This is a genomic window from Aquibium sp. A9E412, assembly GCF_030398335.1.
In the GTDB taxonomy this organism is placed as follows: Bacteria; Pseudomonadota; Alphaproteobacteria; order Rhizobiales; family Rhizobiaceae; genus A9E412.
Genome location: NZ_JAOAOP010000008.1, coordinates 79,533 through 102,631, shown reverse-complemented (window position 1 = coordinate 102,631; position 23,099 = coordinate 79,533). Strand labels below are relative to the sequence as shown.

Below are 23,099 nucleotides of genomic sequence, written 5' to 3'. Positions count from 1 at the left end.
CGGCCGGCGCCGGCGACGACCGGGCGCCGCCGATGCCGTGGGGCCGCGGCGGCGGGAACGGGCCGCAGGGCCCGTGGTCGTGAGCCGCGCGCGCCCGCGCCGCACCGACAGAGCCGCACGCCACCCCGCCGCGCCGAGCGCCGACGGCGCGCCCGGGCTTGCAGCGCGCCAGGCGGCAGCCCGGCTGCTGGCCGCCGTGGTCGACGCGCGCACGCCGCTCGACGCGCTGACCGACGCCGAGAACGGCCACCCGCAATACCGCGCGCTCTCGCCGCGCGACCGGCTTCTGGTGCGCGCCATCGTGGTCAGCGCGCTGCGCCATCGCGTGACCATCACGCGGATGATCGAGGGCCGGCTGGAGCGGCCGCTGCCGGCCAAGGCGCGCACGCTCATGCACGTGCTGCATGTCGGCGCCGCGCAGCTCTTCTTCCTCGACGTGCCCGACCGCGCCGCGGTCGACCTCGCCGTCGCCCATGCCAAGGCCGATCCGCGCACCGCGCGCTTCGCCGCGCTCGTCAATGCCGTGCTGCGCGGCCTGCAGCGTGGCCGCGACGAGGCGCTGCCGCGCATGCTGGCCGAGACGCGCGACGCGCCGGACTGGCTGATCGAGCGGCTGACGGCGGCCTACGGCGCGGCGACGGCCGACGCCGTGCTGGCCGCCCACCGCGAGCCGCCGCCGACCGACTTCACCGTGCGCGCGGATGCCGCGGCCTGGGCCGCGCGGCTCGGCGGCATCGTGCTGCCGACCGGCAGCGTGCGCCTCGCCGAGCTGCCCGGTCCGGTCGCCGGACTGCCCGGCTATGCCGAGGGCGCCTGGTGGGTGCAGGACGCCGCCGCCGCGCTGCCGGCGCGGCTGCTCGGCCCCGTCGACGGCCTCGCCGTGCTCGACCTGTGCGCGGCGCCCGGCGGCAAGACGGCGCAGCTCGCCGCCGCCGGCGCGCGCGTCACCGCCGTCGACCGCTCGACGAACCGGCTCGCCCGGCTCGAGGCCAATCTCGCGCGGCTCGACCTCGCCGCCGAGACGGTGGCGGCCGACGCGCTCGTCTACCGGCCCGATGCGCCGTTCGACGCCGTGCTGCTCGATGCGCCCTGCTCGTCGACCGGCACGATCCGCCGCCACCCCGACGTCGCCTGGACCAAGACGCCGGCCGACATCGCCACCCTCGCCGAGCTGCAGGGCCGGCTGCTCGCGCATGCGGTCACGCTGGTGCGGCCGGGCGGCGCCGTCGTCTTCGCCAACTGCTCGCTCGACCCGGCCGAGGGCGAAGACCTGCTGGAGGCGTTCCTCGCCTCGCCGGCCGGTGCCACGGTCGCGCTCGAGCCCGTCGCGGCCGATGAGGTTCCCGGCATCGCGCCCTTCGTCACGGCGCAGGGGACGCTGCGCACGACCCCCGCCGGCATGCCCGGCACGACGGCCCGGCTGTCCGGCCTCGACGGCTTCTTCGCCGCCCGCCTGCGCCGCATGGCCTGAGGTCTTCCGCCGCACCGTATTTTCGCCTTCGCACAAATCGTTGAATCATTTAGACTCTTGTGAAAGCGGGGGCGTTCACGGAGAGGGTGCGGGGCTTGGCGAAGGCGAAGGGCGATGCCGGCCAACTGGCGATGCTTGTCGTCCAGCAGGCTTGGCGCCGGCTGCGCCGGCGGCTGCGCACCGGCCCGGTCTACCGCTGGCGCTACACCGGCCGCACGCCCGAGCGGGTGCTGATCGCGCCGCCCGACCTGCGGCTGGCCGACCCGCAGATCGCCAGCGAGATCTACCACGGCCGCTTTCCCTTCGCCGGCCGCATGGTCGAGGCCGGCGGCCAGTCGCCCTTCCAGCTCGACGTCGCCCATCGCGGCTGGCTCGAGGCGCTGCACGGCTTCCGCTGGCTGCGCCACATGCACGCCGCCGACAGCGAGCTCGCCACGGCCAACGCGCGCGCGCTGATGGCCGACTGGATGGCGAGCCACGGCCGGCGCATCGCCGGCGTGGCGTGGGACCCGGCCGTCACCGCGCGCCGCGTCATCGCCTGGCTGCAGCATTCGGCGGTGGTGCTCAAGGGCGCCGACTTCGCCTTCTACCGCCAGTTCCTGCGCTCGCTGTCGCTGCAGATCCGCTATCTGCGCTCGATGGCGCCGGAGATGGCCGACGGCGAGGAGCGGCTGCGCGCGCGCATCGCGCTCGCCTTCGCCGCGCTGTCGCTGCCGGTGCCGACGCCGGTGCTGCGCCATGCCACGCGCCAGCTCTGCCGCGAGCTCGACCGCCAGGTGCTGCCCGATGGCGGCCATGTCTCGCGCAGCCCGCACGCGGTGCTGGAGCTGCTCGCCGACCTGCTGCCGCTGCGCCAGACCTACGCCAACCAGGCCGAGGCGCCGCCCGGCGCGCTGGTCGGCGCGGTCGAGCGCATGCTGCCGATGCTGCGCTTCTTCCGCCACCGCGAGGGCAGCCTGGCCCGCTTCAACGGCATGGGCGTCACCGTGCACGACCGGGTGGCGGCGATCCTGCGCCACGACGACACCGCCGGCGCGCCGCTGCTGCACGCGCCCTATTCCGGCTACGAGCGGCTGGCGCTCGGCACCACGACGGTGATCGCCGACACCGGCGCGCCGCCGCCGCCGGAGCTGTCGCACGAGGCGCATGCCGGCTGCCTGTCCTTCGAGCTGTCGTCGGGGCGCACGCAGGTGATCGTCAACTGCGGCATCGACCGCTTCGGCGCCGACGACTTCCGGCCGCTCGGCCGCGCCACCGCGGCGCATTCCACCGCCACGGTCAACGACACCTCGCAGGCGCGCTTCAACCTGTCGGGCCGCCTCTGCGGCCTGCTCGGCACGCCGCTGGTCGCCGGGCCGCGCACGGTCGACTGCCGGCGCCACGACGGCGACGGCCGGCACGGCTTCCGCGCCAGCCACGACGGCTACCTGTCCCGCTTCGGCCTGGTGCACGAGCGCGCGCTGGCGCTGTCGGCGGATGGCGGCGTGCTGGACGGCGTCGACCGCTTCCTGCGGCCGGGCGGCATCCCGTCGGGCGGCGGCGCCGACCGCGTCGCGCTGCGTTTCCACCTGCATCCCGACATCGCGCTCGCGGAAGGCGACAAGGGCCGCCTCGTGCTGGCCGCCAGCAACGGCGAGACCTGGACCTTCGCCTGCGCCCACGCGCGCCCCGAGATCGAGGAATCGATCTTCCTGGCCGGCATCGCCGGGCCGGTGCGCAGCCGCCAGATCGTCGTCTATCTGGCGCCGGACGAGCGCCCCGAGCTGCACTGGCGGCTGTCGCGGATGGGCGCCAGCGAGGCATAGCGCGTTGCCAGGCGAAGTGGAAACCGGTTCGCCGTCCACAAACGCGTCAAGACAACCGGTTGGAGCCGATCTGCGATTTTGTGAAGAGCAGAGCGGCTCCGGCGCGCGGTGCGGCCGGGCCGGCGCGCCCGGCCGCGCAGCCGGCAAGACCGTTCGAGAGGCCGCGGTGGCGGCGCCGCGACGCCGCGCGCGCTTGCAAAGGCGCGGCGCTGTGCTACCTCCGGGCCGCGCAAGAACGGAGACCCGCCGCCGATGCCCGCCAAGCCCGCCGCCACCGCCATTCCCGATCTCGTGCCGGTGCGCCGGGCGCTGCTGTCGGTGTCCGACAAGACGGGCATCGTCGCGTTCGCGGCCGCGCTCGCCGAGCGCGGCGTCGAGCTGGTGTCGACCGGCGGCACCGCGGCGGCGCTGTCGGCGGCCGGGCTCGCCGTGCGCGACGTCGCCGAGCTGACCGGCTTTCCCGAGATCATGGACGGCCGCGTCAAGACGCTGCATCCGGCCGTGCACGGCGGCCTGCTGGCGGTGCGCGGCAACGCCGAGCACGAGGCGGCCATGCAGGCGCACGGCATCGCGCCGATCGACCTTGCGGTCATCAATCTCTACCCCTTCGAGGCGGTGCGCGCGGCCGGCGGCGACTACGCCACCACGGTGGAGAACGTCGACATCGGCGGCCCGGCGATGCTGCGCGCGGCGGCCAAGAATCACGCCCATGTCGCCGTCGTCACCGACCCGCAGGACTATGCGGCCGTGCTCGCCGCGCTCGGCGAGAACGACGGCGCGCTGCCCTATGCGCTGCGCCAGCGCCTGGCCGCCACCGCCTATGCCCGCACCGCCGCCTACGACGCGGCGATCTCCGGCTGGCTGGCGGCCGAGACCGGCAGCGCCATGCCGGCCTGGCGCGCGTTCGGCGGCCATCTCGCCCAGGTGATGCGCTACGGCGAGAACCCGCACCAGACGGCCGGCTTCTACACCACCGGCGAGGCGCGCCCCGGCGTCGCCACGGCGCACCAGGTGCAGGGCAAGCAGCTTTCCTTCAACAACATCAACGACACCGACGCCGCCTTCGAGCTGGTCTCCGAGTTCGACCCCGCGCGCAGCGCCGCCGTCGCCATCATCAAGCACGCCAATCCGTGCGGCGTCGCCGAGGGCGCCACGCTCGCCGAGGCCTACGGCCGCGCGCTCGCCTGCGATCCGGTGTCGGCCTTCGGCGGCATCGTCGCGCTCAACCGGCCGCTCGACGCGGATGCCGCGCGCGCCATCGTCGAAATCTTCACCGAGGTCATCATCGCGCCCGACGCCGACGAGGCGGCCCGCGCCATCGTCGCCGAGAAGCGCAACCTGCGCCTGCTCCTGACCGGCGGCACGGCCGATCCGCGCCAGCCGGGGCTGGCCGTGCGCTCGGTCGCCGGCGGCCTGCTGGTGCAGTCGCGCGATGCCGGCACCGTCGATGCGGTCGAGCTTCGGGTGGTCAGCAAGCGCGCGCCGAGCGCGGCCGAGCTGGCCGATCTGCGCTTCGCCTTCCGGGTCGCCAAGCACGTCAAGTCGAACGCCATCGTCTATGCCCGCGGCGGCGCCACGGTGGGCATCGGCGCCGGCCAGATGAGCCGCGTCGATTCCGCCCGCATCGCCGCGCGCAAGGCCGAGGACATGGCCGCCGCGGGCGGCCTTTCCGAGCCGCCGACGCGCGGCAGCGTCGTCGCCTCCGACGCCTTCTTCCCGTTCGCCGACGGCCTGATGTCGGCGGTCGAGGCGGGCGCCACGGCGGTTATCCAGCCGGGCGGCTCGATGCGCGACGACGAGGTGATCGCGGCGGCCGACGCCCACGGCATCGCCATGGTCTTCACCGGCATGCGCCACTTCCGCCACTGAAGCGTTTCCAGGCGAAGTGGGCACCGGTTCGCCGTCCGGAAACGCGGCACGACAAAGCGTTTCCAGGCGAAGTGGAAACCGGTTCGCCGTCCGGAAACGCGGCACGACAAAGCGTTTCCAGGCGAAGCGGAGAGACCGGTTCGCCGCGCCGCGCGCCGGGCGGTCTCAGGCCTGCGCCAGCGTCTCCTGGTGGCGGCTGCGCACCAGCGGCAGCAGCGCCAGGCCGATGGCGAACAGCACGATGATCGGCGTCACGCCGAGCCGCTGCGCGTCCTCCGGCGCCAGGCCGAAGGCCTCGCGCGAGAAATAGGCGGTGGCGAAGGCGATCGACAGCGGCCCGATGAAGGTCGTCGCCTTGCCCGACAGGGCGTAGAGGCCGAAGGCCTCCGTCACCCTCTCGCGCGCCACCTGGTCGACGAGCAGGGTGCGCGAGGCCGCCTGGATCGCGCCGCCCGCCGCGCCGATCAGCGCTCCGGCGACGTAGAACACGATGTCGGGCAGGCTGGAGCCGTCGCCGCCGGCGACGCTGACGAACAGCACCTCGCTGCGCGTCGTCGAGATCACCAGCAGGCAGCAGAAGGTGAGGATGAGGATGGCGCCGGTCACCACCGTCTTCGGCCCCAGCGCCTGGTCGATGCGGCCGCCGAGCCAGGCGCCGAGCGCGCCGGTGATGTTGGCCAGGATGCCGAAGATGCCGATCTGGATGATCGACCAGCCGAGCACGCCGGCCGCGTAGATGCCGCCGAAGGCATAGAGCGCGTTGAGCGCGTCGCGATAGAACATGCTCGACATAAGGAAGCCGAAATAGCTGCGCTGCCCGGGCAGCCCGCGCAGCGTGCGGCCGAGCTGGGCGAGACCGCGCGACACCGCGCCCTGCGCCGAGGGCCGGCGCGGCGCGTCGGGCGTGAACAGGAACATCGGCAGCACGAAGACGACGTACCAGATGGCCGTCAGCGGCCCGGCCGCGCGGTCGCCCTCGCGCGCGGCCGCGTCGAGGCCGAGGATCGGCTCGAGCCCGAGCAGCGTGCGGCCGCTTTCGGGCGTCGCCGCCATGAAGCCGAGCACCAGGATCAGCGACACCAGCCCGCCGAGATAGCCGAGACCCCAGGCCGAGCCGGACAGCCGGCCGAGCTCGGCGCGCGGCACCAGGCCCGGCATCATCGCATTGGTGAAGACGGCGGCGAACTCCATGCCGAAGACGGCGAGCGCGATGGCGACGAGCACGAAGGTCAGGTCGTCGAGGCCGGGCGCGGCAAACCACAGCGAGAAGCAGGCGATGACGCCGATCACCGAGAAGCCGAGCACCCAGGGCTTGCGCGGGCCCGACGCGTCGGCGATGGCGCCCAGCACCGGCGAGGACAGCGCGATCATCAGCCCGCCGAGGCCGGTCGCCAGCCCCCACAGCTCCTGTCCGCGCGCCGCCGTCGGCGCCACCGCGGCGGCGAAATAGGGCGCGAAGACGAAGGTGATGATCAGCGTGTGGAAGGGCTGCTGCGCCCAGTCGAACAGCATCCAGCCCCAGATGCCGCGGCGCGGGGCCCTCTCGTCCGTCATCTCGCTCACGCCCCCTCCCCGCCGTCCCGCCGATCTGAAGCCGGCTAGATCCCTGTCAGATCGGCGATCAGCCCCGATGCCACGGTAAGCCGCGACACGGTGATCTCGCCGCCCTCCGTCAGCGCCTGCAGCCGCTCGCGCACGCGCGCCACGCGCTCGCCGCCGGCCTCGAACCAGGCGGCCGCCGGATCGGCCGCCTCGCCGTGGCCGCACAGCGCCGAGCTGGCGATGCCGCGCCTGGCCGCGCTGATCATGTCCGTCGCGCGCGCCAGCGCAAGCCCGTCATAGTAGTCGGCCGGCGAGATGGCGCGCGCCGCCTCCTCGATGCGGCCGACCCGGAAGGCCTCGCTGATGGCGAAGAACACCTTCGCCGCCTCGACAGGCTCGGCCTTGGCCGCGTCGGCGACCAGCGCGATGTCGGGCACCATGGCCGAGATCGGCAGGAAGGCGAGCCGCGCGGCGAGCGCCTCCGGCACGCCGCCGGCCGCAAGCCGCTCCTCCTCGGCCGCGACCCGCTCCTTGAGGAAGGCCGGCAGCATGGCGCCGAGCGTCGGCTCCAGCGTGCCGCGCGCCTCGGCCAGCCGCTCGATGCGCGCGCCGACCGCGCCGCCGGCGGCGTCGTACTTGAGGAACCAGGCGGTCGTCGTGTGGATCAGCCGCCACACGCGCTGGTAGAGATCGAGCTGCAGCTCGCCGTCGATCCGCGTGTCGAGCGCGTCGATCTCGCGGTAGAGCGCCGGCAGCCCGTAGCCGTCGCGCACCACCGCGAAGGCGGCGACGATGTCGTGCACCGGCCGGCCGGTCAGGTCCTGCAGCCGGGTGATGAAGGTCGGCCCGCCGCGGTTGATGACATCGTTGGCGAGCTCGGTGGCGATGATCTCGCGGCGCAGCCGGTGGCCGCAGATCTCCTCGACGTAGCGCTCGCGCATCTGGCGCGGGAAGTAGGCCAGCAGGTCGGTCTCGAAATGCGCCTCGTCGGGCACCGGGCCGGCCACCAGCTCGTCGAGCAGCACGATCTTGGCATAGGCGAGCAGCACGCCGATCTCCGGCCGTGTCAGCGGCTCGCGGCGGCTCTCGCGCTCCTCCAGCGCCTGCGGCGAGGGCAGCGTCTCGACCGCGCGGTCGAGCAGGCCGCGCGATTCCAGCGCGCTCATCATGCGCGCCTGATGGCCGAGCTCGCCGATGCCGCGCCGCTCGACCATGGAGAGCGCCAGCGTCTGCTGGTAGTTGTTGGCGAGCACCAGGTCGGCCACCTCCTCGGTCATCTCGGCCAGCAGCGTGTCGCGCGCCGGCCGGGTCAGCGAGCCGTTGCGCATCGCCGCGGCGAGCGCGATCTTGATGTTGACCTCGACGTCGGAGGAGTTGACGCCGGCCGAATTGTCGATGGCGTCGGAGTTGCAGCGTCCGCCGGCCAGGCCGAACTCGATGCGCGCGCGCTGGGTGACGCCGAGATTGGCGCCCTCGCCGATCACCTTGACGCGCAGCTCCGGCGCGGTGACGCGGATCGCGTCGTTGGCCCGGTCGCCGACATCGGCGTTGGATTCGCCCGAGGCGCGCACATAGGTGCCGATGCCGCCGAACCACAGGAGGTCGACCGGCGCCTTCAGGATCGCGGCGATGATCTCGGCCGGCGAGCCGCTCTTGCGCGCAAAGCCGATCGCGGCGGCCGCCTCGCGGCTGAGCGACACCGACTTCTGGCTGCGCGAGACGATCATGCCGCCCTTCGACAGCTTGGCCGTGTCGTAGTCCTGCCAGCTCGACCGGCCCATCGCGAACAGCCGCTCGCGCTCGGCGAAGCTGACGGCGGGGTCGGGATCGGGGTCGATGAAGATGTCGCGGTGGTCGAAGGCGGCGACCAGCCGCGTGCAGCGCGACAGCAGCATGCCGTTGCCGAACACGTCGCCCGACATGTCGCCGACGCCGACGGCGGTGAACGGCTCGCTCTGGATGTCGCGGTTCATCTCGCGGAAATGCCGCTTGACCGCCTCCCAGCCGCCGCGCGCGGTGATGCCCATCTTCTTGTGGTCGTAGCCGGCCGAGCCGCCCGAGGCGAAGGCGTCGTCGAGCCAGAAGCCGTGCGCCTGGCTGATGCCGTTCGCGGTGTCGGAGAAGGTTGCCGTGCCCTTGTCGGCGGCGACCACGAAATAGGGGTCGTCGACGTCGTGCCGCACCACGCCAGGCGGCGGCAGCACCGCGTCGCCGTCCAGGTTGTCGGTCACCGACAGGAGGCTGGTGATGAAGTTGACATAGGCCTCGCGGCCGGCCTCGAAGACGGCCTCGCGCGTGCCGCCGTCGGGCAGCCGGCGCGGGAAGAAGCCGCCCTTGGCGCCGACCGGCACGATGACGGCGTTCTTGACCTGCTGCGCCTTGACCAGGCCGAGCACCTCGGTGCGGTAGTCCTGCGGCCGGTCGGACCAGCGCAGGCCGCCGCGCGCCACCGGGCCGAAGCGCAGGTGCACGCCCTCGACCTGCGGCCCGTAGACGAAGATCTCGCGCCACGGCCGGGGCTGCGGCAGGCCGGTGATGGCGCGCGAATCGAGCTTGAAGGCGAGCGACCGGTCGAGCGCATGCGCGGCCGGCGCGAAGTGGTTGGTGCGCAGCGTCGCCGCGACCAGGTTGAGGAAGCGGCGCAGGATCGTGTCCTCGTCGAGGTTCGGCACGTCCTGCAGCGCCGCCTCGATCGCCTCCTCGATGCCGCGCGCCGCCTCGCCGGCCTCGTCCTCGGCGGCGCGCTCCGGCTCGAAGCGGCTGACGAACAGCGCGAACAGCATGCCGGCGATCTTCGGATGCCGGTTGAGCACGGCGGCGATGTAGCCCTGGCTCTGCGGGATGCCGGCCTGCTGCAGGAAGCGGCTGTAGGCGCGCAGCACCGAGATGTCGCGTGCCCTCAGCCCGCCGGTGTGGGCGAGCGCGTTGAGCCGGTCGTTGTCGTGCTCGCGCCGCCACACGGCGAGGAACAGCTCCTCGAACAGCGCCCCGCCGTCGCTGAGGTCGATCGGCCGGTCGAAGGCGCTCTCCATCTCCATGTCGTGGATGAAGACCGCCTCGCCGTCGGCGTTCTCGACCTCGAAGGTGTGCTCGCTGATGACGCGGAAGCCCATGTTCTCGAGCAGCGGCACGCGCTCCGACAGCGCCACCGGCTCGCCGTGATGATAGATCTTCAAGGCCGCGCCGCGCTCGTCCTGGTCGCCGTGGCGGTGGAAGTCGATGCCGATCGGATTGTCGCCGGCAAGCTCGGCGATGCGCCGCGCGTCGGCGAGCGCGGTCTCCGGGCCGAAGCTGTTGCGGTAGCGCATGGGGAAGCGCTGGGCGAGCGCGGCATAGGTCGCGTCGGCGTCGCCGTCCTCGGCCGCCTCGCGCAGCGCGTCGTCCCAGGTGCGCACGATGTTGCGCACCGCCGCCTCGAGCGTCTCGCTGTCGATCTTCGGCGTCTTGCCGCCGGAACGGCCGATGATGAAGTGGACGCGCGCCAGCCGGCCTTCGGGAAAGGCCGGATAGTAGGCCGAAAGCCGGCCCTCGAAGGCGGTCTTCAGGTGGTCGCCGATGCGCTCGCGCACGCGCGAATCGTAGCGGTCGCGCGGCACGAAGACGAGCACCGAGACGAACCGGTCGAACTGGTCGACCCGGTGCAGCACCCGCACCCGCGGCCGCTCGCCGAGCGTCAGGATCGCCTCGGCGTGCTTGCGCAGCGTCGGCACGCTGACCTGGAACAGCTCGTCGCGCGGGTAGGATTCCAGCACGTTGAGCAGCGCCTTGCCGGAATGGTCGGTCGGCGCGAAGCCCATGCGCTCGATCACCGCCTGCGCCTTGGAGCGCAGATAGGGGATGCGCGTCACCGAGCGCGTGTAGGCGGTCGAGGTGAACAGGCCGACGATGCGCAGCTCGCCGGTCAGGTTGCCGTCGTCGTCGAAGGTCTTGACGCCGATGTAGTCGAGATAGATGCGCCGGTGGACGACCGACTTGCCGTTCGCCTTGGTGACGATCAGCGGATCGGGGCCGTGCAGGAAGGCGCGGATCTCCGGCGTGGTGGCGAGCTGGCCGCGGCCGCGCCGCAGCACCAGCACGTCGGGATCGGCCAGGATGCCGAGGCCGCGCTGGTCGGAGCGCGACAGCGTGCCGCTGTCCTCGCCGCCGCTGTAGACGAACTCGCGCATGCCGAGGAAGGTGAAGTTGTCGTCGCGCAGCCACTCCAGGAAGGCGATCGCCTCGTCGACCGCCTCCTTGTCGAGCGGGATCGGCGCGTAGCGCAGCTGCGTGATCTGCCGGTCGAGCCGGGCGAGCATCGGCCGCCAGTCGCTGACCGCCGCGCGCACCTGCGTCAGGATGGCGATCAGCCGGTCGCGCAGCGCCGCGCACTGCTCGGGCGCAAGCCGCGGCACATGCACGTGCACCACGCTCACCTTGTCGGCCCCGCGCTCGCCGCGCGCGCTCGCCGCGTCGCCGATCACCTCGTCGATTCCCGCCTTGCCGTGCCGCACCAGAAGCACCGGGTGCAGCACCAGGAGCGGTTCGCCGGCCGATTCGGTGAGCTCGCCGAGCACCGAATCGAAGATGAACGGCATGTTGTCCTTGACCACCGTCACGGTGGTGACGGCGCGGCCGAGATGGCGGATGTCGTCTTCCGTCTCGACGGTGACGATGCTCTCGCCAGGCTTGTGCTTCTCCAGCGCCGCCATCACGCGCGCCGCGCTGGCGGTCAGCGCGTCGGGCTCGTAGGGCTTCAGGTCCTCGGCTGGCGCGCGCGCCACCAGGATGTCGCGCAGCCGCTTGATCGCGCCCCCGTCGTCGCGCGCGGGCTTGCCGCGCGCCGCCGGTTTCTTGCGCGCCGACGCGGCGGAGCCCGATCGCGCCCGTTCTGCCATGACGTTCGTCTCCCCTGAGCGGCGTTTCGCCTGTATCGTACACACGGGCACAATTGGCCAGCCGCCGCAACCGCCTGCCCTCATACAGTCGACACGCCCGATTAAAAAGAGATGACAGCGATGACGAACGCCGTGACAGCCCTCGACCTGCCGCCAGCCGACGACCTCAGCGAGGAGACCCGCGCCTATTTCGCCAAGTGCGACGAGAAGCTCGGCCTCGTGCCCAACGTGCTTCTCGCCTACGCCTTCGACGAGGCGAAGCTGCGCGCCTTCACCGCCATGTACAACGACCTGATGCTCGGCGATTCGGGCCTCAGCAAGCTCGAGCGCGAGATGATCGCGGTCGCCGTGTCGAGCGCCAACCACTGCTTCTACTGCCTGGCCGCGCACGGCGCCGCCGTGCGCCAGCTCTCCGGCGACCCGGCGCTCGGCGAGATGATGGTGATGAACTACCGCGCCGCCCCGCTCGACGCCCGGCAGAAGGCGATGCTCGACTTCGCCGCCAAGCTGACCGAGACGCCCGACCGCATCGAGGAGGCCGACCGCGCCGCGCTGCGCGACCATGGCTTCTCCGACCGCGACATCTGGGACATCGCCGCGACCGCCGCCTTCTTCAACATGTCGAACCGCATGGCCGTCGCCGTCGACATGCGGCCGAACCCCGAATACCACGCCATGGCGCGCTGAGCGGCGGCCGCCTCAGCGCGTCACGACGAGCCGCGTGCCGCGCCGCACCAGCCCGAGCAGCCGCGCCATCGTCGGCCGGTCGACCGCCACGCAGCCTTCCGTCGGCGCGAAGCCCGGCCGCGCCAGGTGCAGGAAGATGGCGCTGCCGCGGCCGCGCCGGCGCGGCCTGAGGTTCCAGTCGAGCACCAGGCACACGTCGTAGAGGTGGTCGTCGCGGCGCATGCGCTCCGCGCTCGCCGGATAGGGCAGCCGCACCGGCCGGTTGTAGTTGCGGTCGGACGGCGCGTCGCACCAGCCGAGATCGGCGCCGATCGGCGCCAGGTCGAGCCGCGCGGCCGGCCGGCGGCCGGCCCGGCGCGGTCGGAAGTAGCCGCCGGTCAGCGGCATCGCCGCCAGCGGCGTGGCGCCATCGCCCTCGCGTTTCAGGACGGTGGTTGCGCCGCGCCCCAGCGCGCAGCGCCGCACCGTGCCGGCGAAGGCGATCAGCCCCTCGCGGGGATGCCCCGGCCGCGGCCGCACGACGAGCGGCGCCGCACGCGCGCTTTTGCCGCGCGAAACCTTCCGCTCACGTTTTTTGGAGTATGCTCGCATCGCGCTACACTTCACCGTGATGCCCTTTCGCGCCGGCGTCGAAGTGCATAGACGGTACGCGCCAGCGCGGCCAGACAGGAAAGGCACGGACGGGTCACCCATGACGTCACGCACCATACTGATTGTCGACGATGACGAGGACCTGCGGGCGACCCTCGTCGAGCAGCTCTCGCTCTACGAGGAGTTCGAGGTGCTGCAGGAGCCGACGGCGACCAAGGGCATCCAGACGGCGCGCGGCGGCGTCATCGACCTGCTCATCATGGATGTCGGCCTGCCCGACATGGACGGCCGCGAAGCGGTCAAGCTGCTGCGCAAGGGCGGCTTCCGCGCGCCGATCATCATGCTGACCGGGCAGGACACCGATTCCGACACCATCCTCGGCCTCGAGGCGGGCGCCAACGACTACGTGACCAAGCCGTTCCGCTTCGCCGTGCTGTTGGCCCGCATCCGCGCCCATCTGCGCCAGCACGAGCAGAGCGAGGACGCCACCTTCACCATCGGGCCCTACACCTTCAAGCCGAGCCAGAAGCTGCTGATCGACCAGCGCGGCGGCAAGATCCGGCTGACCGAGAAGGAGGCCTCGATCATCAAATATCTCTACCGCGCCGACCAGAAGGTGGTGACGCGCGACGTGCTGTTGGAGGAGGTGTGGGGCTACAATTCCGGCGTCACCACCCACACGCTGGAGACCCACGTCTACCGCCTGCGCCAGAAGATCGAGCGCGATCCTTCCAATGCCGAGATACTTGTGACAGAAAGCGGCGGATACAAGCTCGTTCCGTAAGACCGCGCGCACGCCGGGGGGCCGTCCGCTGTCGGAGGGGGCGCGGGGACAGGCTGCATGGCGCTGGACGACGACATTCGCGTTCTCTCGGGCGTGAACCTCTTCGACTGCTTTACCCGCGAGCAGGTGCGCCTGCTCGCCTTCGGCGCCGAGACGATCCCGCTGGGGTCGGGCCGCACGCTCTATCGCGAGGGCGACAAGGCCGACTGCGCCTTCGTGGTCGCCGAGGGGCGAATCGGCCTCTACCGCCGCAACGGCGAGGAGGCGCGGCGCGTCGCGCTCGTCGGGCCGCATGAGATCCTCGGCGAGTACGCGCTGATCGCGCCGGGCGTGCGGCTGACCGACGCGGCGGCCGAGACCGACGCGCAGCTCATCCGCATCAACCGCACGCTGTTCCGCCGCATCCTCGAGGAGTATCCCGACACCGCGCTCGCCCTGCAGCAGCGGCTGACCGGCGAGCTCGAGGCGCTGATGGCGAAGATCGAGGCGGTCGCCGCCCGCCTCGGCCGCTGAGGCGGCAATCCGCCGCGCCCCAACGCGGCGCCTGCGTCAGCCGAAGGCGAAGCGGGCGATCACGGGCACATGGTCGGACGGCCGCTCCCAGCCGCGCGCGGCGCGCAGCACCGAGACCGACTCCAGCGCGCCCGCCAGGTTCGCCGACGACCAGATGTGGTCGAGCCGGCGGCCGCGGTCCGAGGCGCTCCAGTCGCGCGCCCGGTAGCTCCACCAGGTGTACAGCCGCTGCTCGGGCGGGATGTGCCGGCGCACCAGGTCGACCCAGCCGCCGGCGCGGCGCATCGCCTGCAGGCTCTCGGTCTCGACCGGCGTGTGGCTGACCACCTTGAGGAGCTGCTTGTGCGACCACACGTCGGTCTCGAGCGGCGCCACGTTGAGGTCGCCGACCAGCACGCTCGCCGTCTCCGCCGAGGCGGCGGCCGGCACGCCGTGCATCTCGGCCAGGAAGTCGAGCTTGTGGCGGAACTTCGGATTGATCGCCGGGTCGGGCTCGTCGCCGCCGGCCGGAACGTAGAAATTGTGCAGCGTCAGCCGCGGCCCGCCCGTCTCGATCGAGACCGCCAGATGGCGGCTGTCGCCGACGCCGCAGAAGTCGCGCCGCTCGACCACCGTGATCGGCCGCCGGGCGATCGTGGCGACGCCGTGGTAGCCCTTCTGGCCGTGCATGGCGACATGCTCGTAGCCGAGCTTGCGGAACGCGGCGAGCGGGAACTGCTCGTCCCGGCACTTGGTCTCCTGCAGGCACAGGACGTCCGGCCGGTGCGTGTCGAGGAACTGCGCGACCAGCGGCAGGCGCAGGCGCACGGAGTTGATGTTCCAGGTGGCGAGCGTGAAGGGCATGGCGGGTCCGCGCGGCGTGGGCGGCGCAATCTGGCGCGCCGGCCCGTCCTGCGCAACCGCGCGGGAGACCTTTTCCACCGCCCGGCCGGCCGCGCGCCGCGCCGGCATCCTGGGCGCCGCCTCGCGGCGAGGCCCCGCGTCCCGAGTTCCGGGCAGCGCGTCCTTGCCGGCGCAAGGCCGGTGCCTGCGGCGCGCGCGGCCGTAGAGCCGGTCCGCATTTCAAGCGATCGCAGATCGGCTCCAAGTCATCGTCTTGACGCGTTTGCCGACGGCGAACCGGTTTCCAGTTCGCCTGGAACCGCTTCAGCGGCCGTGCTTGCGCTGGTTCATCTCGTCGACGCGGCGGTAGTTGATCTCGAACACGCTGGGGTCGAACTGGACGCCCTGCTGCACGTTGAAGATCATCACCGTGGTGTCCTTGCCCTGTGCGTCGGTGATGGTCCACTGGCGCAGCTCGTAGGAGTCCGGATCGAACATCATCGAGATCGTCGAATCGCCGAACACCGAGCGGTCGGCGAGCTGGATCGTCGTCAGATCCTCCTCCTCGCGCACCGCCTGGACCTTGCCGTCCGTCAGGTCGATGCGCTCGTCGAGCAGCAGCTTGAGCGGCGTCTTCGACAGCGGGTAGAGGTCGGCCGTGCGCAGCTTCTCGTTGTGGATGACCACCGACTGGCCGTCCGACACCACGCGATAGCCCGACGGCTGCTCGTAGTCGAAGCGCAGCCGGCCGGGCCGCTCGATGTAGAACTTGCCGCCGGTCTGCTCGCCGCTCGGGCCGAACTGCACGAACTCGCCGGTCATCGTGCGCACGCTGGAGAAGTGGTTGGCGATGCGCTGCGCCGGGTCGGCGGCGGCCTGCACCGCGGCGCTGCCGAGCGACAAGAGCGCGGCGAGCACGCCGACGGCGAGCCGCGGCGCCTGCCGCCGGGCGGCGTTGCTTGCCTGCTTTGCAAAACGGATCATGGGCCTTGCCTTTTCTTCTGCCTTCGCCCGATAGGCGCTCAGTGGGGCCGAAATTTGGCCGTGTCGGGGGCAACGGCGGCAGCCGGCACCGCGTTCCCGGCCGCCCGCGCCCGCGCGCCGTCCTGCTTTCCCGCGGACCGGCCCCAACGTCCCGTCCCGACGCGTTTCCGGACGGCGAACCGGTGTCCACTTCGCCTGGAAACGCTTTAGAACTCCTCGTTCTCCGTCGGCACCAGGATCTCGCGCTTGCCGGCATGGTTGGCCGGGCCGACGACGCCCTCCTGCTCCATGCGCTCGATGATCGAGGCGGCGCGGTTGTAGCCGATGCCGAGCCGGCGCTGGATGTAGCTGGTCGACGCCTTGCCGTCGCGCAGCACCACCGCCACCGCCTTGTCGTAGGGGTCGTCGGACTCCTCCAGGTTGCCGCCGCCCGAGCCGCCGCCGGCCGCCTCGTCGCCGTCCTCGTCCTCGGTGATGGCGTCGAGATACTCCGGCGTGCCCTGCACCTTGAGATGGGCGACCACCTGCTCGACCTCCGAATCGGAGACGAACGGCCCGTGCACGCGCTGGATGCGCCCGCCGCCGGCCATGTAGAGCATGTCGCCCATGCCGAGCAGCTGCTCGGCGCCCTGCTCGCCGAGGATCGTGCGGCTGTCGATCTTCGACGTCACCTGGAAGGAGATGCGCGTCGGGAAGTTGGCCTTGATCGTGCCGGTGATGACGTCGACCGAGGGGCGCTGCGTCGCCATGATGACGTGGATGCCGGCCGCGCGCGCCATCTGCGCCAGGCGCTGCACGGCGCCCTCGATGTCCTTGCCGGCGACCATCATCAGGTCGGCCATCTCGTCGATGATGACGACGATGTAGGGCATCGGCTCGAGGTCGAGCTCCTCGCTCTCGTAGATCGCCTCGCCTGTCTCGCGGTCGAAGCCGGTCTGCACCGTGCGCGTCAGCCGCTCGCCCTTGCGGTTGGCCGCGCCGACCCGCTGGTTGAAGCCGTCGATGTTGCGCACGCCGAGCTTCGACATCTTGCGGTAGCGCTCCTCCATCTCGCGGACGGTCCATTTGAGCGCCACCACCGCCTTCTTCGGGTCGGTGACGACCGGCGTCAGCAGATGCGGGATGCCGTCATAGACCGACAGCTCGAGCATCTTCGGATCGATCATGATCAGCCGGCACTGGTCGGGCGTCATGCGGTAGAGGATCGACAGGATCATCGTGTTGATGGCGACCGACTTGCCCGAGCCGGTGGTGCCGGCGACGAGCAGGTGCGGCATCTTGGCGAGATCGGCGATCACCGCCTCGCCGCCGATCGTCTTGCCGAGCGCCAGCGCCAGCTTGGCCTTGGAGACCTCGAAGTCGCGGCTGGCCAGGAGCTCGCGCAGGAACACCGTCTCGCGGCCGCTGTTGGGCAGCTCGATGCCGATTGCGTTGCGCCCCGGCACGACGGCGACGCGCGCGGCGATGGCGCTCATCGAGCGGGCGATGTCGTCGGCCAGGCCGATGACGCGCGACGACTTGATGCCCGGTGCCGGCTCCAGCTCGTACAGCGTGACGACCGGCCCCGGCCGCACATGGATGATCTCGCCCTTGACGCCGAAATCCTGCAGCACGCCCTCCAAAAGCCGGGCATTCTGCTCGAGCGCCTCGTTCGACAGGCTGGAATCGCGCGCCACCGCCTTCGGCTCGGCGAGGAAGTGCAGCGCCGGCATCTCGAAGCTGTCGGCGCGGATCAGCGGGGGCTGCGCCTCGCGCCGCACGCGCTTGCCTTCGACCGGGCGCGGCGCCGGCGTCTCGACGCGCGCGGGCTGCCGGGCGGCACGCACCGTGCCGTCGGCGGCGATGTCGAGCGCCGCCTCGTCGTCCGGCCCGTCTGCCGCCTCATCCCGGTCGGCGAAGGCGGGCTCGAAGTCGTCGTCGAGATCGTCCTGCGCGGCATCCTCGAGCGCCGGCTCGACACGCCGGCCGGGCGCCCGCCGCACCGCCTGCGGCCGGCCGCGCGCGGTCGCGCGGCGCAGGTGCGCGCGCAGCGACAGCCACCAGTGGGTGACGATGCCGAGCAGCACGAAGCCGCCGGCCTCGTCCGCCTCGTCGGCATCCTCCTCCTCCTCGTCGGCCGCGCCGTGCGGCACCGGCGCGGCAGCCGCGGTGCGGCCGAAGGCGCCGCCGGCGTAGAGCAGCAGCCAGCCGGCCGGCACGGCCAGCAAGAGCGCGGCGACGATGCCGAGGACGCCGGAGGGATAGACGCCCAGCACGAGCGCCGGTGGGCGCAGCGCCAGATCGCCGACGACGCCGCCCAGCCCGGTCGGCAGCGGCCAGGCCTGGCTCACCGGCAGGCAGCCGAAGGCCGCCGCCGCCAGCGCTGCGCCGCCCGCCCAGGCGGCGGCCCGCCGCGCGCTGCGCGCCAGCCGCCGGCCGGCGGCGAGCGTCACCCCCCACAGCACCGCCGGCACCAGCGCGGCGAGCGCGGCCAGGCCGAGAAACTGCATGGCCAGGTCGGCGACGACCGCGCCGGGATAGCCCATCGCGTTGGTCACCGGGTTGGCGGTGGCGTGGCTGAAGCTCGGGTCCGACACGGACCACGTCGCCAGCGCGGCGACGGTGAAGGCCACCGCCGCGAGCACCAGCACGCCGCCGAGCCGCGCGGCCAGTCGGCGCAGCAGCGGCGCCAGCCCGAAGCCGTCCTCGGTGAAGGCGAGTGCTGCGGAGGATCCCGAACGCATGCGATTCCTCTTTGTCCGTCGGCATTGGCTTCGCCCGCGCCACGACCGGCGGGCGACGGATTCCGCGCCGACACTAGCGGCGCGATGGTTAAGGCGGCATTAACCATGGCGCACGCCGCGCGGCCGGTTGCGGGCGGACGAAAAAAGGGGCCCGGCGAACCGGGCCCCAGGTGGCGCCGCCGTCCGCGGCGGCGCGACGGGATCGTCGTGCCGCCTCGTCTAGCGCACGCGCGAGGCGATGAACTCGGGATAGGCCTCGACCCCGACCTCGGCGACGTCGAGGCCGTTCATCTCCTCCTCGTCGGAGACGCGCAGGCCGACGGTGGCGCGCAGGATGGCCCACACGGCGAGCGCCACGGCGAAGGTGAAGATGCCGTAGGCCAGGATGCCGACGATCTGCGCGCCGAAGCTGGCGTCGGCGTTGGTGAGCGGCACCACCAGCGTGCCCCAGATGCCGGCGAGCAGGTGGACCGGAATGGCGCCGACCACGTCGTCGATCCTGAAGCGGTCGAGCAGCGGCACCGTGAGGACGACGATGACGCCGCCGACCGCGCCGATCAGGATGGCGGCGAACGGCCCGGGCGTCAGCGGCTCGGCGGTGATCGACACCAGGCCGGCGAGCGCGCCGTTGAGCACGAAGGTGATGTCGACCTTCTTGTAGAGCAGCTGCGTGAGGATCAGCGCGGCGACCACGCCGCCGGCCGCCGCCAGGTTGGTGTTGGCGAAGATGCGGCTGATGTCGGAGGCGTCGGCGTTGGAGCCCAGCGCGAGCTGCGAGGCGCCGTTGAAGCCGAACCAGCCGAGCCACAGGATGAAGGTGCCGAGCGTGGCGAGCGCCATGTTGGAGCCGGGGATCGGCTGCACCTCGCCGCCGGTGCCGTACTTGCCCTTGCGCGCGCCGAGCAGCAGCGCGCCGGCGAGCGCGGCCCAGCCGCCCACCGAGTGGACGATGGTCGAGCCGGCGAAGTCCTGGAAGCCCATGCCGTCGAGCCAGCCGCCGCCCCACTTCCACGAGCCGGTGATCGGGTACATGAAGCCGGTCAGCACGACGACGAAGATCAGGAACGGCCACAGCTTGATGCGCTCGGCGAGCGTGCCCGACACGATCGAGGCGGCGGTCGCCACGAACACCATCTGGAAGAACCAGTCGGAGGCGACCGAGTAGTCGCCCTCGTTGGCGGTGCCGGCGGCCGGCCAGGAATAGGGCCACAGCGTGCCGAAATAGCCGTTCACGTCGACATACATCAGGCTGTAGCCGACCAGCCAGAACATCAGCCCGGCGATCGAGTAGAGCGAGATGTTCTTGAGAAGCTGCATGGACACGTTCTTCGAGCGCACCATGCCGGCCTCCAGCATGGCGAAGCCGGCGGCCATCCACATGACCAGGAAGCCGCCGATCAGGAACAGCAGCGTGTTGAAGATGAAGGCGGTGTCGGCCGCGCTGGCGAATTGCGGTGCGGCCTCGGCCGCCTCCTGCGTCGCCTCCTGGGCGAAGGCGGGCAGGGCGAGGAAGGCGCCGGCGGCCAGGATGCCGAGGCTCGCGCGGCGCGCCGTGACGTGGTGAGACAGTTTCATCGTATTCCCCTTGTCTTGTGCGGGCGGCCTACAGCGCGTCGGCATCGGTTTCGCCGGTGCGGATGCGCACCGCCTGGTCGATGCCCCAGACGAAGATCTTGCCGTCGCCGATCTGGCCGGTCTTGGCGGCACGGCCGATCGCCTCGACGGCCTTGTCGACCATGCCGCTGTCGACGGCGATCTCGATCTTGAGCTTGGGCAGGAAGCTCACGGCGTATTCGGCGCCGCGATAGATCTCGGTGTGCCCCTTCTGCCGTCCGTAGCCCTTGACCTCGGTGACGGTCAGGCCCTGGATGCCGACCGCGGTCAGCGCTTCGCGGACCTCGTCGAGCTTGAACGGCTTGATGATTGCCATCACGATTTTCATCAGGCTTCACCCCTGTTGTCGCGGGTCTCCGCGATTGCGAGAAACCGCCGGGCGGCCCGTGGCGGGCTGCCGGCCGGTCGGTCACAGGGGATTCAAGCTTTGTGCCAGATGCGCCGTCGCATGGCCAAGGTCTTGATCTTCAAGAAGAACATGCGGCGCGCCGGCAGCCGGTTGTGCACCGCAGCACAACCGGACTGGCTATCGATTGGGCAATATTGGCGCGTTGCCTACTTCTTGCGCAGGCGCACCAGCCCCTCCTGCGCGACCGAGGCGACCAGCGCGCCCTGCCGGGTGTAGAGCGCGCCGCGCGAGAAGCCGCGCGAGCCGATCGCGTTGGGGCTGTCCTGGGTGTAGAGCAGCCAGTCGTCGAGCCGCGCCGGCCGGTGGAACCACATCGCGTGGTCGAGGCTGGCCATCTGCAGGTCGGCGTCGAAGCCCGAGCGGCCATGCGCGAAGGTCGAGGTGTCGAGCAGCGTCATGTCGGACAGATAGGCGAGCACCGCCGCCTGCAGCGCCCGGTCGTCGGGCACCGGCCCGGTGGTGCGCACCCACACGTTCTGGCACGGCGGCAGCTTCTCGCGGCTGGTGTAGTGCTCGACATTGACCGGCTTGACCTCGAGCGGCCGCTCGCGCGCCCAGTACTTGCGGATCGCCTCCGGCACGTGGCCGCCGATCGCCTCGAGCAGCTCGTGCTGCGTCTTCAAGGCCTCCGGCCCCGGCACGCCCTCGGGCATCGCCATCTGGTGCTCGAGGCCCTCCTCGTCGACCTGGAAGGAGGCCTCCAGCGAGAAGATCGCGTGGCCGTGCTGGATCGCCACCACGCGCCGCGTGGTGAAGCTGCCGCCGTCGCGGATGCGGTCGACCTCGTAGATGATCGGCACCGCCGGATCGCCCGGCCGCATGAAATAGCAGTGCAGCGAGTGCACGTGGCGACGCCGGTCGACCGTGCGCTGCGCGGCGACCAGCGCCTGGCCGATCACCTGGCCGCCGAACACCCGCTGCCAGCCGACCTGCGGACTGCGACCACGGAACAGGTTGTGTTCCAGCTTCTCGAGGTCGAGAATGGCGAGAAGCTCCTGCATGGCCGATGACATGGGCTGGGGGTCTCCGCGACGGTGGACGTGCCGGGTTTCCAAGCCGAAGCGCCGGGCTAAGTCAAGGAGAGGGCGCCCGGCGCGCCGACCGGCAGGACGGAAGAAGGATGAAGGCCATGGCTACGGTGACGGCGGACAACGACGCGCGCGGCGACGGTGCGGATGGCGCGGGCGCCCGCTTTGACGTGCTGATCGCGGGGGCCGGCTATGTCGGCCTCGCCACGGCGGTGTCGATCCGCCAGGCGCGGCCGAACCTGTCGGTCGCCGTCGTCGACGCCGCGCCGCCCGGCGTGTGGCAGCGCGACGGCCGCGCCTCGGCGATCGCGGCGGCGGCCTGCCGCATGCTGCAGCGTCTCGGCTGCTGGGACGAGATCGCGCCGGAGGCGCAGCCGATCGTCGACATGGTGGTGACCGATTCGCGCACCGCCGATCCCGTGCGCCCGGTGTTCCTCACCTTCGGCGGCGAGGTGGCGCCGGGCGAGCCGTTCGCGCACATGGTCGCCAACACGGTGCTGAACGGCGCGCTGCGCCGGCGCGCCGACGCGCTCGGCATCGACCTTCTCGAAGGGGTCGCGGTCGAGGGCTACGACACCGAGACCGGGCTCGCCCGGGTGCACCTGGCGGACGGCGTGAGCGTGGAGACGCGGCTGCTCGTCGCCGCCGACGGGGTGAAGTCGCGGCTGCGCGACATGGCCGGCATCAAGACGGTGCACTGGGACTACGGCCAGTCGGGCATCGTGTGCACCGTCGCCCACGAGCGGCCGCACAACGGCCGCGCCGAGGAGCACTTCCTGCCGGCCGGCCCGTTCGCCACGCTGCCGCTCAAGGGCAACCGCTCGTCCATCGTGTGGACCGAACGGACCGAGGTCGCCGAGCGCCTGGTCGCCGAGGACGACGTGGTCTTCGAGCACGAGCTCGAGCAGCGCTTCGGCCTCAAGCTCGGCGACATCCGCGTCGAGGGGCCGCGCCGCGCCTGGCCGCTCGGCCTGACGCTGGCGCGCGACTTCGTGGCGCCGCGCCTGGCGCTCGCCGGCGACGCCGCGCACGGCATCCACCCGATCGCCGGCCAGGGCCTCAATCTCGGTTTCAAGGACGCCGCCGCGCTCGCCGAGGTGGTCGTCGAGGCCGACCGGCTGGGCGAGGATTTCGGCCAGATCGACGTGCTGCGCCGCTACGAGCGCTGGCGCCGCTTCGACACGGTGCAGATGGGCGTCACCACCGACGTGCTCAACCGGCTGTTCTCCAACGATTTCGGCCCGCTGCGCGCGGTCCGCGACTTCGGCCTGGGGCTGGTCGACCGCATGCCGGCGATGAAGAGCTTCTTCATCCGCCAGGCCTCCGGCCTGGCCGGGCCGACGCCGCGCCTGCTGCGCGGCGAGGCGATCTGAGGGGACCGCG

General features: G+C 71.9%; 16 protein-coding genes. 7 read left to right on the top strand and 9 right to left on the bottom strand.

Annotated features, from left to right (window positions below; all coding sequences use genetic code 11):
- The first annotated feature begins 79 nt into the window (after nucleotides 1-79).
- The 3 genes from N1F89_RS05840 to purH all read left to right on the top strand — a co-directional run bounded on the left by N1F89_RS05840 (nucleotide 80) and on the right by purH (nucleotide 5,145).
- Nucleotides 80-1,471, top strand: a complete 1,392-nt coding sequence (locus tag N1F89_RS05840; RefSeq protein ID WP_290082478.1) for an RsmB/NOP family class I SAM-dependent RNA methyltransferase — start codon at nucleotides 80-82, stop codon at nucleotides 1,469-1,471.
- A gap of 131 nt (nucleotides 1,472-1,602) precedes the next feature.
- The gene (locus tag N1F89_RS05835; RefSeq protein ID WP_290082482.1) at nucleotides 1,603-3,276 is read left to right on the top strand and encodes a heparinase II/III family protein; all 1,674 of its coding nucleotides are present in this window, start codon (nucleotides 1,603-1,605) and stop codon (nucleotides 3,274-3,276) included.
- Between the two features lie 252 nt (nucleotides 3,277-3,528).
- On the top strand, nucleotides 3,529-5,145 hold the full coding sequence (gene purH / locus N1F89_RS05830) for a bifunctional phosphoribosylaminoimidazolecarboxamide formyltransferase/IMP cyclohydrolase (protein ID WP_290082477.1): 1,617 nt from the start codon (nucleotides 3,529-3,531) through the stop codon (nucleotides 5,143-5,145).
- A gap of 165 nt (nucleotides 5,146-5,310) precedes the next feature.
- On the opposite strand, the gene N1F89_RS05825 is transcribed toward purH, so the two are convergent.
- Nucleotides 5,311-6,699 carry an MFS transporter gene (locus N1F89_RS05825; RefSeq protein ID WP_290082481.1) on the bottom strand — a complete coding sequence of 463 codons (1,389 nt, stop codon included), beginning with the start codon at nucleotides 6,697-6,699 and terminating at the stop codon, nucleotides 5,311-5,313.
- A 44-nt stretch (nucleotides 6,700-6,743) separates the two neighbouring features.
- Nucleotides 6,744-11,561 (bottom strand): NAD-glutamate dehydrogenase, encoded by a 4,818-nt coding sequence (locus tag N1F89_RS05820; RefSeq protein WP_290082476.1) that lies wholly within the window; start codon nucleotides 11,559-11,561, stop codon nucleotides 6,744-6,746.
- Nucleotides 11,562-11,681: 120 nt separating this feature from the next.
- Between N1F89_RS05820 and N1F89_RS05815 the strand changes: the two genes are divergently transcribed.
- Nucleotides 11,682-12,248 (top strand): peroxidase-related enzyme, encoded by a 567-nt coding sequence (locus N1F89_RS05815; protein ID WP_290082475.1) that lies wholly within the window; start codon nucleotides 11,682-11,684, stop codon nucleotides 12,246-12,248.
- A 12-nt stretch (nucleotides 12,249-12,260) separates the two neighbouring features.
- On the opposite strand, the gene N1F89_RS05810 is transcribed toward N1F89_RS05815, so the two are convergent.
- The gene (locus N1F89_RS05810; protein WP_290082474.1) at nucleotides 12,261-12,767 is read right to left on the bottom strand and encodes a L,D-transpeptidase family protein; all 507 of its coding nucleotides are present in this window, start codon (nucleotides 12,765-12,767) and stop codon (nucleotides 12,261-12,263) included.
- A gap of 172 nt (nucleotides 12,768-12,939) precedes the next feature.
- On the opposite strand from N1F89_RS05810, the gene N1F89_RS05805 reads away from it, so the two are divergent.
- On the top strand, nucleotides 12,940-13,623 hold the full coding sequence (locus tag N1F89_RS05805; protein ID WP_290082473.1) for a response regulator transcription factor: 684 nt from the start codon (nucleotides 12,940-12,942) through the stop codon (nucleotides 13,621-13,623).
- Nucleotides 13,624-13,680: 57 nt separating this feature from the next.
- Entirely contained in the window at nucleotides 13,681-14,136 is a 456-nt protein-coding gene (locus N1F89_RS05800; RefSeq protein WP_290082472.1) for a cyclic nucleotide-binding domain-containing protein, read from the top strand.
- 36 nt (nucleotides 14,137-14,172) lie between these two features.
- On the opposite strand, the gene N1F89_RS05795 is transcribed toward N1F89_RS05800, so the two are convergent.
- The 6 genes from N1F89_RS05795 to tesB all read right to left on the bottom strand — a co-directional run bounded on the left by N1F89_RS05795 (nucleotide 14,173) and on the right by tesB (nucleotide 21,701).
- The gene (locus tag N1F89_RS05795; protein WP_290082471.1) at nucleotides 14,173-14,979 is read right to left on the bottom strand and encodes an exodeoxyribonuclease III; all 807 of its coding nucleotides are present in this window, start codon (nucleotides 14,977-14,979) and stop codon (nucleotides 14,173-14,175) included.
- A gap of 303 nt (nucleotides 14,980-15,282) precedes the next feature.
- Nucleotides 15,283-15,942, bottom strand: a complete 660-nt coding sequence (locus N1F89_RS05790; RefSeq protein WP_290082469.1) for an outer membrane lipoprotein carrier protein LolA — start codon at nucleotides 15,940-15,942, stop codon at nucleotides 15,283-15,285.
- 206 nt (nucleotides 15,943-16,148) lie between these two features.
- Complete coding sequence (locus N1F89_RS05785) at nucleotides 16,149-18,665, bottom strand: DNA translocase FtsK (protein WP_290082467.1); 2,517 nt, start codon at nucleotides 18,663-18,665, stop codon at nucleotides 16,149-16,151.
- 219 nt (nucleotides 18,666-18,884) lie between these two features.
- Nucleotides 18,885-20,240 carry an ammonium transporter gene (amt, locus tag N1F89_RS05780; protein ID WP_290082466.1) on the bottom strand — a complete coding sequence of 452 codons (1,356 nt, stop codon included), beginning with the start codon at nucleotides 20,238-20,240 and terminating at the stop codon, nucleotides 18,885-18,887.
- Nucleotides 20,241-20,268: 28 nt separating this feature from the next.
- A complete protein-coding gene (locus N1F89_RS05775; protein WP_290082464.1) occupies nucleotides 20,269-20,607 on the bottom strand; it encodes a P-II family nitrogen regulator in 339 nt (112 codons plus the stop codon).
- 227 nt (nucleotides 20,608-20,834) lie between these two features.
- Complete coding sequence (gene tesB / locus N1F89_RS05770) at nucleotides 20,835-21,701, bottom strand: acyl-CoA thioesterase II (protein ID WP_290082462.1); 867 nt, start codon at nucleotides 21,699-21,701, stop codon at nucleotides 20,835-20,837.
- A 116-nt stretch (nucleotides 21,702-21,817) separates the two neighbouring features.
- Between tesB and N1F89_RS05765 the strand changes: the two genes are divergently transcribed.
- Nucleotides 21,818-23,089 (top strand): ubiquinone biosynthesis hydroxylase, encoded by a 1,272-nt coding sequence (locus tag N1F89_RS05765; protein WP_290082461.1) that lies wholly within the window; start codon nucleotides 21,818-21,820, stop codon nucleotides 23,087-23,089.
- The last annotated feature ends 10 nt before the right edge of the window (nucleotides 23,090-23,099 follow it).